The sequence below is a fragment of the Novosphingobium olei genome, from assembly GCF_012927405.1.
GTDB classification, from domain to species: Bacteria; Pseudomonadota; Alphaproteobacteria; order Sphingomonadales; family Sphingomonadaceae; genus Novosphingobium; species Novosphingobium olei.
The window spans coordinates 167,843-180,198 of the sequence record NZ_JABBGM010000005.1 but is presented as its reverse complement, the minus strand read 5'-3'; the positions used below and the strand labels follow the sequence as shown (position 1 = coordinate 180,198).

At 63.6% G+C, this 12,356-nt stretch carries 11 protein-coding genes and 1 tRNA gene; 7 read left to right on the top strand and 5 right to left on the bottom strand.

Annotated elements, in window-relative coordinates:
* Positions 1–29: 29 nt before the first annotated feature.
* The 3 genes from HHL27_RS12810 (at position 30) to HHL27_RS12800 (ending at position 1,042) form a co-directional block, all read left to right on the top strand.
* On the top strand, positions 30–380 hold the full coding sequence (locus tag HHL27_RS12810) for a GntR family transcriptional regulator (protein ID WP_420874060.1): 351 nt from the start codon (positions 30–32) through the stop codon (positions 378–380).
* A gap of 181 nt (positions 381–561) precedes the next feature.
* Positions 562–843 (top strand): integration host factor subunit beta, encoded by a 282-nt coding sequence (locus HHL27_RS12805; RefSeq protein WP_169493821.1) that lies wholly within the window; start codon positions 562–564, stop codon positions 841–843.
* A 114-nt stretch (positions 844–957) separates the two neighbouring features.
* A tRNA-Leu gene (locus HHL27_RS12800) sits at positions 958–1,042 on the top strand.
* Positions 1,043–1,069: 27 nt separating this feature from the next.
* On the opposite strand, the gene HHL27_RS12795 is transcribed toward HHL27_RS12800, so the two are convergent.
* Positions 1,070–2,578, bottom strand: coding sequence for a YifB family Mg chelatase-like AAA ATPase (locus HHL27_RS12795; protein ID WP_169493820.1), 1,509 nt, complete (start codon positions 2,576–2,578; stop codon positions 1,070–1,072).
* A gap of 200 nt (positions 2,579–2,778) precedes the next feature.
* Here HHL27_RS12795 and HHL27_RS12790 point away from each other — a divergent pair, with 200 nt between their 5' ends.
* Complete coding sequence (locus tag HHL27_RS12790; protein WP_206069585.1) at positions 2,779–3,585, top strand: hypothetical protein; 807 nt, start codon at positions 2,779–2,781, stop codon at positions 3,583–3,585.
* A gap of 7 nt (positions 3,586–3,592) precedes the next feature.
* Here HHL27_RS12790 and polA read toward each other — a convergent pair whose 3' ends face one another.
* The gene (polA, locus tag HHL27_RS12785) at positions 3,593–6,487 is read right to left on the bottom strand and encodes a DNA polymerase I (RefSeq protein ID WP_169493818.1); all 2,895 of its coding nucleotides are present in this window, start codon (positions 6,485–6,487) and stop codon (positions 3,593–3,595) included.
* A gap of 67 nt (positions 6,488–6,554) precedes the next feature.
* Entirely contained in the window at positions 6,555–6,815 is a 261-nt protein-coding gene (locus HHL27_RS12780; RefSeq protein WP_169493817.1) for a hypothetical protein, read from the bottom strand.
* On the opposite strand from HHL27_RS12780, the gene HHL27_RS12775 reads away from it, so the two are divergent.
* Complete coding sequence (locus HHL27_RS12775; RefSeq protein ID WP_169493816.1) at positions 6,814–7,020, top strand: hypothetical protein; 207 nt, start codon at positions 6,814–6,816, stop codon at positions 7,018–7,020. The two genes, HHL27_RS12780 and HHL27_RS12775, sit on opposite strands and share 2 nt — an antisense overlap.
* 163 nt (positions 7,021–7,183) lie before the next feature.
* Here HHL27_RS12775 and HHL27_RS12770 read toward each other — a convergent pair whose 3' ends face one another.
* Positions 7,184–8,155: a serine hydrolase gene (locus tag HHL27_RS12770; RefSeq protein ID WP_169493815.1), complete on the bottom strand. Its 972-nt coding sequence runs from the start codon at positions 8,153–8,155 to the stop codon at positions 7,184–7,186.
* A 314-nt stretch (positions 8,156–8,469) separates the two neighbouring features.
* Here HHL27_RS12770 and HHL27_RS12765 point away from each other — a divergent pair, with 314 nt between their 5' ends.
* Both HHL27_RS12765 and HHL27_RS12760 read left to right on the top strand, forming a co-directional pair.
* Positions 8,470–9,732, top strand: coding sequence for a phosphotransferase (locus HHL27_RS12765; RefSeq protein WP_338114896.1), 1,263 nt, complete (start codon positions 8,470–8,472; stop codon positions 9,730–9,732).
* A gap of 5 nt (positions 9,733–9,737) precedes the next feature.
* Entirely contained in the window at positions 9,738–11,027 is a 1,290-nt protein-coding gene (locus HHL27_RS12760) for an acyl-CoA dehydrogenase family protein (protein ID WP_169493814.1), read from the top strand.
* Between the two features lie 79 nt (positions 11,028–11,106).
* Here the strand turns inward: HHL27_RS12760 and metK are convergent, their stop codons facing one another.
* Positions 11,107–12,333 (bottom strand): methionine adenosyltransferase, encoded by a 1,227-nt coding sequence (gene metK, locus HHL27_RS12755; protein ID WP_169493813.1) that lies wholly within the window; start codon positions 12,331–12,333, stop codon positions 11,107–11,109.
* Positions 12,334–12,356 lie beyond the last annotated feature (23 nt).

The window sequence follows — 12,356 nt, the reverse complement described above, 5'->3', positions numbered from 1 at the left end:
GAAAGCTGTATTGTCGTTATAAGGCACCTGTGAACAACATCGACTTGCCTGTGCACATCCGGTTGCGTGAGATGATCGCCGAAGGAATTGTCGATGGAACCTATCCGGAAGGCGCTCTCCTCCCGTCGGTTCGAAGCCTGGCGGTGCGTGAACAGGCCAATCCGCTGACAGTCGCAAAAGCATATCAGCATTTCCAGGATGAAGGACTGGTCGTGGTGCAGCGAGGGGTCGGGATGTTTGTCGTCGCCGGCGCCGCCCAGCGATTGCGCAATGCGATGCGCGAGCGCTTCCTCGTCGATGAATGGCCCCAAATTCGCAGGCGGCTGGCATTGATGGGCCTCAGCATCGCCGATCTTGCTGTCGTGAATCCTGCAAACTGATACCGACCGTTGTCTTTTGGTGCCAATCCGTGCCGATTTGGCCTGTATCTATGTCCTAAGTTAAGTTGTGCGCGCTCGCGCGATCTGGCAAACTTTTGCCTTGCGTGGCCAGACGGGGGTCGGGGCTCGCAAATGTCTTGGGATCGTGGCGCCGTCGGCGCCGGCGGAGGGAATCTTACGGATGATCAGATCCGAACTGCTGCAGGCACTTGCCAAAGATAGTCCTGGCATGCGTGCCGAGGAAATCGAGCGCGTGGTCGATGTGTTCTTCGACGAGATCGGCAAGCGCCTCGCCGAAGGTGGCCGCGTAGAATTGAGGGGCTTCGGCGCATTTTCCACGCGTGAACGCGACGCGCGCAAGGGCCGCAATCCTCGCACCGGTGAAACGGTCGAAGTGCCGGGCAAGCGGGTGCCTTACTTCAAGCCCGGCAAGGAAATGCGCCAGCGGCTCAACGCCGAGTGACCCCGTTCCTTTCCTGACCGACTCGGCCATTCGCGCCGCGTCGGTTCGACCAGCTTCTTGCCTGCCTAGAAAGGTTGTGCAATCGCCACGGCTGCACGGGGGGCGCCCAACTGTGCGGACGTGGCGGAATGGTAGACGCCGGGGACTTAAAATCCCTTGAGCTTTGCTCGTGCGGGTTCGAGTCCCGCCGTCCGCACCAGCATTTTTGCGATTCGGCGTCATCGCATCATGCGCGCGGGGCAACCCGGCGATAGCTCAGCGCTTCGGCAATGTGCGCGCGGCCGATGGTTTGCGCACCCGCCATGTCGGCAATCGTTCGCGAAACACGCAGGATGCGGGTATAGCCTCTTGCGGAAAGGCGCATCACCTCGGCCGCCTGGATCAGCAGCTTGCGCCCCGCTTCGTCGGGCGTTGCAAATCGCTCAAGCAGTTCGCCATCCAGCTCGGCGTTGTTCCGGCGGCCGGTCCCTTCCAGCCGCTGCGTCTGTACCTGCCTAACAGCGGCAACCCGAGCCGCCACCTCGGCAGACCCTTCCACAGGTGGTGGCAGTGCAAGGTCCGCCGCCGAGACAGGATCGACTTCGACATGCAGGTCTATTCGGTCGAGCAGCGGCCCTGACACCTTCGATTGATAGTCAGCGGCACAGCGCGGTGCGCGGCTGCAGCCCAGGGCTGGATCGCCGAGATGGCCGCAACGGCATGGGTTCATGGCCGCGACCAGTTGCACACGCGCAGGAAACGTGACGTGCGCATTGGCGCGCGCCACGGTTACCTCGCCAGTTTCGAGCGGCTGACGCAAGGAATCGAGCACTGTGCGCTGGAACTCGGGCAATTCGTCGAGAAACAGCACGCCGAGGTGGGCGAGGCTGACTTCACCGGGCCTGACCCGCAACCCCCCTCCCGTAAGGGCCGCCATCGATGCAGAGTGGTGCGGACTGCGAAATGGCCGTGCCCGGCTGATGCGGCCTTCCTCGAGCAGGCCAGCAACCGAGGATACCATCGATGTTTCCAGGGCCTCGGCTGGCGTGAGCTCGGGTAGGATGCCCGGCAGGCATGACGCCAGAAGCGATTTGCCGGCCCCCGGCGGACCAACCATCAAAAGATTGTGACCCCCGGCAGCCGCGATCTCGAGCGCCCGCCGTGCAACCTCCTGACCTTTGACCTGGCGCAGGTCGGCACGCCGCAGCGGAGGTTCTGCTTCACCCGGAACGGGTTTGGCGAGTCGCTGGAAGCCTTTGAGGTGATTCAGCAAACCCAGCATCGTCGGCGCTGCGACAACGTCGATCCCACTGGCCCAGCTCGCCTCCGATCCCTGCTCTGCCGGGCAGATCAGCCCCTTGTTGTTGCTGCTTGCATGAAGTGCTGCGAGAAGGACGCCCGGGCTCGAGATGATGCGGCCATCGAGCGCAAGTTCGCCAACGACGACGTACTCGCTCAAGGTCTCCCGATCGACCGCGCCCATGGCCGCCAATAGTGCCAAGGCGATTGGCAGGTCGTAGTGAGAGCCCTCCTTCGGCAGATCGGCAGGCGACAGGTTGACCGTAATCCGCTTCGGAGGAAGCGATAGGCCCAAGGCAGCCAGTGCGGAATGCACGCGCTCGCGGCTTTCGCCCACCGCCTTGTCAGGCAGTCCGACAAGGCGGAGAGCTGCGAGTCCGGGAGCGATCTGGCATTGGACTTCAACCGGTCGGGCATCGAGGCCCAGATAGGCGACGGTCGAGACCAGCGAGACCATGCGGCATCCTTCGCAATGTCATGCCCGTAGGCTCAGCAAAATTCCCTAGTGTTCTTACGAGGCCAACCCTGTCTGTGAAGTCGATGCCGCCAAAACGGTGGCGTTCTGCAAGGTTAACGTCCTGAGCACGCTAACCCCTAAGTCGAAATAAACGTTGTTCTTTGGTGGTTTGAACATGGCCTGGGGCGACTTTCCTGGACATGTCCCCACTCCTTCGCCTTCTCGCAGTGGTCCTATGCATCCACGCCGGATTTTCATCCGCGTCGGCCCATGAGATCTCGACCCGCAGCTGGATCGATGCGAGCGGGGTGCGTTGGACGGAGACGGTCGAAACCTGGACCGACGACCCGGGCCTGGGCGAGGCGATCGATCCCGATGCCGGCGACCCGTCAGATGCCGCATCAAGCCCATCGAAGACCGAAAGTGGCGATCGGCTTGTCGATCTTGGAACCTCTGCGTGGTCCACCGCGCCGGCGCCTGCGCCAGCCGCCCGCTTTGGCCCGTTTGTTGTGCGTGATGCAGGACACGCCATGCTGGTGCGCGAAACAGACACGAGCGCACCGCGCCAATTTGCTCGAATGCTGGCAGCCTATCCCGGCATTCGCGTGCTGGAATTCCGTGATTGTCCCGGCACGCTGGATGACAATGCCAACCTCGTCCTCGGCCGCATGATCCATCAACGGGGCATCGAAACCGTGGTGCCGGCCGGTGGGTCGGTGCGCTCGGGTGCCGTCGACCTGTTCCTTGCAGGCGTGCGCCGGATTGCTGCGGCAGACGCCGAATTCGCGGTCCATGCGTGGCTCGACGAGGATGGCCTGAGGCCCACCAGCTTCGCGCCGACAGCTCCGATAAACCGCAGGTACGTGGTGTTCTATCACGAAGCGGGGGGCATGCCCCTGCCCACGGCAAAGGCATTCTACGATCTTACCAATTCCGTTCCCAACGAACGCGCGCTCTGGCTGACGCCGCGCGACATTGCCCGGTACGCGGCGATCGAGATCTACTGACCGCCAGCTAGTGTGCCGCGCCCCAGGATGGCCCGGTGCCGATTTCCACGCCAAGGGGAACGGTTAGCGCGATCGCTGGCTCCGCTGCGCGGGCCATCACGTCTTCGATCACCGGTCGTGCCCGCTCGATGTCGCCCTCCGGAAGCTCGAAAACGAGCTCGTCGTGCACCTGCAGTAGCATGCGCACGTGACCAAGGCCCGCCGTCTGCAGCGCTGGCATCATCCGCACCATGGCCCGCTTGATGATATCGGCACAGGTTCCTTGGATAGGGGCGTTGATCGCAGCGCGCTCGCTGCCCTGCCGTTCCGCCTGATTCTTTGAATTGATGCGGGGAAACCACGTCTTGCGGCCGAACAGAGTCTCGGAATAGCCGCGCTCGCGCACCTGCTCCAGCGTGTCGTGGATGTAGCGCTGGATCCCGGGGAAGCGCTCGAAGTAGCGGTCGATCATCGCCTGCGCTTCATCCGCGCTGGTGCCAAGCCGCCCGGCAAGGCCCCAGCGGCTGATGCCGTACAGGATGGCGAAGTTGATCGTCTTGGCGCGGCCGCGCGTGTCACGGTCGACGGCGCCGAACATCTCCATCGCAGTGCGCGCGTGAATGTCCTCGCCGGCTGCAAACGCGTCCTTCAGCGCGGGCACGTCCGCCATGTGCGCCGCCAGGCGTAGCTCGATCTGGCTGTAGTCCGCGGCCAGTAGGACATTGCCTGGCTCTGCAACAAAGGCATCGCGAATCTGCCGGCCGATCTCGGTGCGGATCGGGATGTTCTGCAGGTTGGGCTCGTTCGACGAAAGACGGCCCGTCTGCGCGCCGACAAGGCTGTAGCTGGTATGGACCCGACCCGTAGCAGGATTGATCGCCGCCTGCAGGGCATCGGTATAGGTGGACTTCAGCTTGGACAGCTGGCGCCATTCCAGCACGAGCGTGGCGACCTCGGCCCCTTGGCCCGCCAGAGTTTCAAGCACCGACTGATCGGTCGAATACTGACCGCTCTTGCCCTTCTTTCCGCCCTTGTAGCCAAGCTTGTCGAACAGAACCTCGCCAAGTTGCTTTGGGCTTCCGATCGTGAATGCACCGCCGCACTTGTCGTAGATCACCGCTTCCAGCTCACCGATTTTTCCGGCGAATTCCGACGACAGGGCGGCCAGTCGATCGCGATCGACGCGGATGCCGTGCCGCTCCATCTGGGCAACCACGGGTACGAGCGGCCGATCGACGGTCTGGTAGATTCGCGTCCCACCTTCGTCGGAGAGGCGGGGGCCAAACAGCCGGTGCAGACGCCAGGTCACGTCGGCGTCCTCGGCGGCATAGCGAGTAGCGTCGGCCAAGGGTACTTCGGCGAACGTGATGGCTTTCTTGCCGGTGCCGCACAAATCCTTGAACTTCATAGTGGCGTGGCCGAGGTGCCTTTCGGCCAGTTCGTCCATGCCGTGGCCTGCAAGCCCGGTTTCGCTGCGGCCTGCATCGAGGCAGAAGCTCATCACCATCGTGTCGTCGACAGGCGCGACAGCCAGCCCGCCAACCGCTTCGCCGGCGCGCGCCAGGATGGTGATGTCGTATTTCACGTTCTGCCCGACCTTGAGCACTGCGTCGCTTTCGAGAAGCGGCTTGAGTGCACGCAATGCTACAAGCCGGTCGATCTGCTCTGGCCTTTCGGCAAACATGTCGCTGCCGCCGTGGCCGAGCGGAATGTAGCAGGCATCATTGGGGCCGAGCGCAAGGCTCACCCCGACCAGTTCTGCCCGCATCGAATCAAGTGCGCTCGTTTCCGTGTCGATGGCAACGATCCGGGCATCGAAGGCACGGCCGATCCATCGTTCGAGTTCGTCCATCGACTGGACGCAGGCATAGCTGCCAAGGTCGATTTCGGGCCATGCGGGCAGGGACTGGCGGCTGGCACCTTCGGTCGCACTTGAGGTAGGACTGGCGTGGGAAGCCGTAGCTGTGTCAGCAGGCGCTGGTGCTGGTGCTGGCGCTGCGGTCCCGAGCTTGCGCAGCAGGCTGGTGAACCCGTGCTCGCTGAGGAACGCCGCGAGCGGATCGGGCGGAATTGCCTTCAGTTCGAAGTCTTCGATGGGGATGGGAAGGTCGCAATCTTCCTTGAGCGCGACAAGCACGCGCGAAAGGCGGGCCATGTCTGCCTGCTCGATCAGGCTGTCGCGCAGCTTGCTCGGCTTCATCGCCGGGGCAGCGGCCAGTGCCGCCTCAAGGTCGCCATGCTCCTGGATGAGCTTGGTTGCCGTTTTCGGGCCGATGCCGCGGATGCCGGGCACGTTATCGACTGCATCGCCCATCAGCGCGAGAACGTCGCCTACCTTTTCAGGGGGCACGCCGAACTTCTCGATCACTTCGGGAATGTCGATTCGCTGGTTCTTCATCGTGTCGAGCATGTCGACACAGCCACCGCCCGCCGCGCACTTGCCGACGAGTTGCATCAGATCCTTGTCGGACGAGACGATCGTCACGTCCCAGCCACGTGCAGTCGCCGCTCGCGCGTAGGAGGCGATCAGATCGTCGGCTTCCAAGTCATCCTCTTCGATGCACGCAAGGCTGAACGCGCGCGTAGCATCGCGGATCAAGGGGAACTGCGGAACCAGGTCCTCGGGCGGCGGCGGCCGGTTGGCCTTGTACTGGTCGTAAAGGGCGTTCCGGAAGGTGGTGGAACCCTTGTCGAGGATGACGGCAAGGTGGGTCGGGCCATCGGCCTTGTGCAGATCCTCCGCCAGCTTCCAGAGCATTGTCGTATAACCGTAGACGGCGCCGACCGGCACTCCCTTGGGGTTCGTCAGCGGGGGCAGGCGGTGGTAGGCGCGGAAAATGTACGCGGACCCGTCGACCAAGTACAAGTGTCGGTGCTGGGCATTGGTTGCGGCTTTGGGCGTAAGATCGACGGCTGTGTCCATACGCCGCGATGTAGCCCTTCGCATCGTCCGGTAAAAGCATTTCGGGCTGCCTTCGTCGCCGTATCATTCATGTGTCAGAATGGCGGCTCCAGCGCACGGTCAGGCGCACCTGGAGAGCGTTTCGTCGCAAGCTACAGAGCCGCAATGCGGGGGCAAAAAAGCGTTCCACTTCCGGAAGATGGAATTCCAGCGATGAAGTGCATACGTTGAACGCTTGCAAGCCGATGAATTGCCGATTAATTGGGGCGGGAAGTCTACCGCCAGAGTAGGCTTTGCGGCGGGCTGCTTGCCCGGCGCGGTTCACTTCAATCCAGGGATTGTAACGCATGCGCAAGCTCATCCTCGCCGCTGTCGCCGGCACCGCCTTCGCCCTCGCCGGCTGCTCGGAAAAGGCTCCGGAAGCCACCGAAGCTGCCACTGAAGCTGCTGCTGACGCTTCGGAAGCCGCTGCTGACGCCTCGGGCGCCGCTGCTGACGCCAGCGCCTCGGCTTCGGAAGCCGCTGCTGACGCGAGCGAAGCCGCGAAGATGTAATCCCCGCCCGCAAGGGCAGGTTACGGATAGAGGGGCACGGATGCGCGCGCATCCGTGCCCTTTTCCGTTCGCGCGTGGGATAAGTAATGTTGAACACGAAAAAAGGCGCCCGGATCAGGCGCCTTTCTCACAAGCTCGGAAATTTTTTCCGGCTTGAAATCGCTCAGCGACGGCGGACGATTTCCTGGGTGCCGCTCGTGGACGGCATGCTGTACCCGTCATAGACTGTTCTGGCGATCTGCGAGATCAGCCCGGCATGCGCCGTGTGGCCCTCGGGGCCCGTAACAAAGATGACCAGTGCGAGATGGCGGCCATCGGGCAGGCGAACGATGCCCACGTCATCGGTAACGCCCGAAAGAGTCCCCGTCTTATGGGCGAACAAGGTGCCTTCCGGCAGTCCAGCGCGGATGCGGTTGCGACCGGTGCTGGTCCGGGTCATCGTGTCGAGCAGGACCGCCCGGCTTTGAGGGCTCAGCGCATTGCCCCTGTCGATCGCTGCCAGCAGCGCAAGCATGGCCCGGGGCGTGCTGCTCGTCCTCGTCGTGATCGTGGTGGCAGGGTTCACGCGGCCATCGTCGCGCACGAGGGTCGCCATCGTATGGTCAAGCCGCTGACCGGCAATGCCCTTGCTCGTCAGCCAAGCATTGACCGCCTGGATCCCGCCTACGGCCGTGATCAGGCCATCAGTCGCTTCGTTATTGCTCCGCGTAATCGACAATTCCATCAGGCCTTGCGCGGTCAGCATCTGGCCCGCGCGAAGGGGCGCCTCGAAGCTGCGAGCCGATGCCGGCTGCGGAACGGCTACCATCATCGGAAGCGGCTGGTCCAACCGCATCAGCCCCTGTTCGACCTTGTCGAGCATCGTGCACGCCACTGCGATCTTAGCGGTGCTTGCCATCGGAAACGGCATGTCGCCGTTGACGAGGATCTGGCCGCCACCGTCAAGATCCATTGCCGCCACGCCGATCCGGCCACGACCTTGCGCGACCAGCGCGGCGACACGGTTCTGGATTTCAAGGTCGCGCGCGTCCTGCATCGCCACCGGCGGGCGACTTTGTACGGCCTGCGGCGTCGCGGCGAGAGCCGGAACGGCGAAAAGCGCTGCTGCGATCAGCTTCTGAAAACGACGTGCCATGTTGGCTGTCTCTAACCCCGACCCGAATTACCCGTCATTCTCATTTGTAACTCACGACGAATCTTGAGGAAAGCGGTAGAATTCTCGCCCGGTCGCCGCTTCGGAGCGGATTATCCCGATTGCGGGAACCACAAGCTGCCTTTCCAAATCAACGCTGGACTTTAATTGACTGGTTAAGTTAACCCGCCCCAAAGGCCCGGAGGTTCCTCCGAGGCGGGTGAGGAAGACCGGAGGCTGCATTGGCGCTCGATAACCAAGTCGATTTCGTTGCTGGTCTTAACGCCGTGATGACCAGGGCAGGTGTTGCCGCCCCCGTGACGAATCCGCGCCGCCTTTCCGGGGGTGCCAACCTCGAATCCTGGCTTTTCGACTGTGGCGACGAAGCGTTCGTCCTGCGACGCGCTCCATCCGAGGAATGGCTTGCGAGCCGGCCGATCGACATGGCTGAAGAAGCCGCGATCGTGCGCCATGCTCACGCAGGTGGCGTCCCAGCGCCTGAGGTCGTTGCCGAGCTGCGCCCTGACGACGGAATCGGGCGCGGATTCGTGATGCGCTGCCTGCCGGGGACAGCGGACCCTGAGGTTACCCTATCAAGCCCGCCCTCGCTGGGCGAGGAACTGGCGGTGGCCATGGCGCGGATTCACGCGCTGGATCCGGCAGCTCTCCCGTTTCTCAGGGTTCTCAAGCCTGCAGATGGGGTCGAAGCGCTGCATCAGCAGTTTCTCGATGCGGGTGGCGACCGGCCGATCATCGCGCTTGGCCTGGCTTGGCTGCGGGCCAATCTTCCGCCGGAGGCCCAGCCGAAAGTGGTGCACGGCGATCTGCGCATCGGCAACGTGATGAGCCACGAAGGCCGTCTCTCCGGCGTGCTGGACTGGGAGCTCACCCACCTTGGCGATGGACACGAAGATCTGGCCTACGGTTGCATGACCGTCTGGCGCTTCGGCAGGCTCGACAAGCTGGGCTTCGGCCTGACCGACATCGATACGCTGGCACGCGCTTATGAAGGGGCTGGCGGCGAGCCGTTCGATCCCGTGCGCTTCCGTTTCTGGCTGATCTACCGCACGGTGTGGTGGGCGCTCGGTACGCTCGGCATGGGCAAGACCTGGCGCAGCGGCGTGGACCGCCAGATCGAACGTGTCGTGGTTGGCCGCCGCACCTCGGAACAGGAACTGGACCTCCTGCGCCTGCTCGAAGGCGATGCCCCTGAAGCCGAACGGGCTCGCCCGCTGGCGCCTGCACCGGCCGCGCCAGAGCCGGGTGATGGCGAACCGACCGCTATCGAAATGCTGACCGCCGTGTCCGAGTGGCTGGCCTCGACCGTCAAGGAGCGGCTTTCGGGCCGCGAGCGCTGGGAGCTTGCAGTGACGCAGAACGCTCTCGGCATCGTGCGGCGCCAGCTCGCCGGGCGCCCTGCCACGTCGGACATGGCGCTCACGCAGGATATCCTGGCCGGGCGGGTAACGCTCGCCACACCGGGCCTGCTTGCCGACTTGAGACGCCGGGCACTGGATACGCTTTCCGCCGACATGCCGAAATATCCCGCGCTCGCCCAGGCGCGCGGCCTTTGGGAGTGAGATAAATGGACTTCGACCTGCCGCAGGATCTGCTGGACTATCTCGACGAACTCGACCGCTTCATCGAAGCCGAGATCAAGCCGCTCGAGGAGCAGGACGACAATATCCGCTTCTTCGACCACCGCCGCGAATGGGCCCGCACAGATTTCGAGAACGGCGGCCTGCCACGCCACGAATGGGAAGCGCTGCTGGTCGAGGCGACGAGGCGCGCCGACAAGGCCGGTCACTGGCGCTTTTCCGCTCCCAAGAAATACGGCGGCAAGGACGGCAAGAACCTGTGGATGGCCGTGATCCGCGACAAGTTCGCGGCGAAGGGGCTTGGCCTGCACAACGACCTGCAGAATGAACATTCGATCGTGGGCAACTTCCCCTTTGTCGCGATGTTCGAACACTTCGGCACCGAAGAGCAGCAAAAGGAATTCATCTTCGGCGGCTTCGAACGCACCCGCCGCACCGCCTTCGGCCTGACCGAGCCGGAACACGGCTCGGACGCCACGCACATGGAAACGCGCGCCGTGCGCCAGCAGCGTGACGGCGTCGATGGCTGGCTAATCAACGGCGAAAAGATGTGGACGACCGGCATGCATGTCGCGACCCACGTCGCCACGTTCTGCCGCACTTCGGGCGAGGATGGCGCGGCGCGCGGCATTACCTGCCTGCTCGTCCCCGCCGATGCGCCGGGGCTGAAGGTCGAGGAATACCTCTGGACCTTCAACATGCCGACCGACCACCCGCGTGTGTCGTTCACCGATGTCTGGGTGCCAGAAAGTGCGGCGCTTGGCCCGGTCGACGGCGGCTTGGCCATCGCGCAGTCGTTCGTCCACCAGAACCGCATCCGGCAAGCCGCCTCATCGCTCGGCGCAGCGACCTACTGCGTCGAACAGTCGGTCGATTATGCCCGCGCCCGCAAGCCGTTCGGCGAAGATCTTGCCCGGAACCAGGCGATCCAGTTCCCGCTGGTCGAGCTTGCCACCCAGTGCGAAATGCTGCGTGCGCTGATCTACAAGACGGCGTGGCAGATGGACAAGATGGAGCACAAGCAGATCGAGCGCGATCTGTCGGACAAGATCTCGATGTGCAATTACTACGCCAACCGCCTGTGTTGCGAGGCGGCGGATCGCGCGATCCAGGTGCACGGCGGCATTGGCTATTCCCGCCACAAGCCGTTCGAGCACATCTATCGCCACCACCGCCGTTATCGCATCACCGAGGGCGCCGAAGAGATCCAGATGCGCAAGGTGGCCGGCTATCTGTTCGGCTACATGGGCCCGAAAAAGGCCAAGTACGCGAAATAGCTCGCTATAGTGGCGTCTCAAGAGAAAGGGGCGGCGGCCAAATGGCCCCGCCCCTTGTTCATTTCAGCGCTGGCGAGGATCAGGCGGCGACTGCAGCCTTGAGTTCGTCAACCAGGTCGGTCCGCTCCCACGGGAACAGATCGCCCTGGGGCCTGCGGCCGAAGTGGCCATAGGCGGCCGTCTTGGCGTAGATCGGCTTGTTGAGGCCAAGGTGCGTGCGGATGCTGCGCGGCGTGAGCCCACCGAGGCGGGCAATGCCGAGAATGGCCTTCTCGATTTTGTCGTCGGCCACGGTGCCCGTGTCGTGCGTATCGACATACAGCGAGAGCGGTTCGGACACGCCGATCGCATAGGCGATCTGGATCGTGCAGCGCGTGGCAAGGCCCGCCGCGACGACGTTCTTGGCAAGATAGCGAGTGATGTAGGCCGCCGAACGGTCGACCTTGGTCGGGTCCTTGCCCGAGAATGCGCCACCGCCATGCGGAGCCGCCCCGCCATAGGTGTCGACGATGATCTTGCGTCCGGTCAGGCCGGCATCGCCGTCCGGGCCGCCGATCTCGAACGCGCCGGTCGGGTTGATGTAGTACTTCGTGCCCCGCAGCAGCACCGGCGGGATCACTTCGGCAACGACCTTCTTCACGTAGGTTTCGAGCTCGGCGTACTTGGCCGCGTCGGCATTGTCGCCGGTCAGGCAGTAGCCGGGCTTGTGCTGGGTGGAAACGACCACCGCCGTCGCCGCGACGGGCAGCGAACCTTCATAGCGCAGCGTCACCTGGCTCTTCGCGTCCGGCTCAAGAAATGGGGCCGCGCCGGAATGGCGATCGGCCGCCATCCGCTCAAGGATCTTGTGGCTGTAGTACAGCGTTGCCGGCATCAGGTCGGGCGTCTCGTCGGTGGCATAGCCGAACATGATGCCCTGGTCGCCCGCGCCCTCGTCCTTGTTGTCGCCAGCATCCACGCCTTGCGCGATATGCGCGGACTGGCCGTGCAGGTTGTTTTCGAAGCGGAAGGTTTCCCAGTGGAAGCCGTCCTGCTCATAGCCGATCCGCTTGACCGTTTCGCGCACGGTCGCCTCGATTTCGTCCTGCGCGCCCGGAGCCCATGCGCCGTCTTCGTAGACACCCTTGCAGCGGATTTCGCCGGCCAGCACGACCAGCTGCGTCGTGGTCAGCGTTTCGCAAGCGATGCGCGCCTCGGGATCTTTCGAAAGGAACAGGTCGACGATCGCGTCGCTGATCTGGTCGGCGACTTTGTCCGGATGCCCTTCGGAAACGCTTTCGGAGGTGAACAGGTAATCGGTGCGCATTGGCCGGGTCCATATAAAGAAAG

Excerpts from the sequence above, each read along its gene's own strand:
- HHL27_RS12805 (WP_169493821.1), top strand. The coding sequence starts at position 562 with ATGATCAGATCCGAACTGCTGCAGGCACTTGCCAAAGATAGTCCTGGC.
- HHL27_RS12795 (WP_169493820.1), bottom strand. The coding sequence starts at position 2,578 with ATGGTCTCGCTGGTCTCGACCGTCGCCTATCTGGGCCTCGATGCCCGA.
- HHL27_RS12790 (WP_206069585.1), top strand. The coding sequence starts at position 2,779 with ATGTCCCCACTCCTTCGCCTTCTCGCAGTGGTCCTATGCATCCACGCC.
- polA (WP_169493818.1), bottom strand. The coding sequence starts at position 6,487 with ATGGACACAGCCGTCGATCTTACGCCCAAAGCCGCAACCAATGCCCAG.
- HHL27_RS12775 (WP_169493816.1), top strand. The coding sequence starts at position 6,814 with ATGCGCAAGCTCATCCTCGCCGCTGTCGCCGGCACCGCCTTCGCCCTC.
- HHL27_RS12780 (WP_169493817.1), bottom strand. The coding sequence starts at position 6,815 with ATGCGTTACAATCCCTGGATTGAAGTGAACCGCGCCGGGCAAGCAGCC.
- HHL27_RS12770 (WP_169493815.1), bottom strand. The coding sequence starts at position 8,155 with ATGGCACGTCGTTTTCAGAAGCTGATCGCAGCAGCGCTTTTCGCCGTT.
- HHL27_RS12760 (WP_169493814.1), top strand. The coding sequence starts at position 9,738 with ATGGACTTCGACCTGCCGCAGGATCTGCTGGACTATCTCGACGAACTC.
- metK (WP_169493813.1), bottom strand. The coding sequence starts at position 12,333 with ATGCGCACCGATTACCTGTTCACCTCCGAAAGCGTTTCCGAAGGGCAT.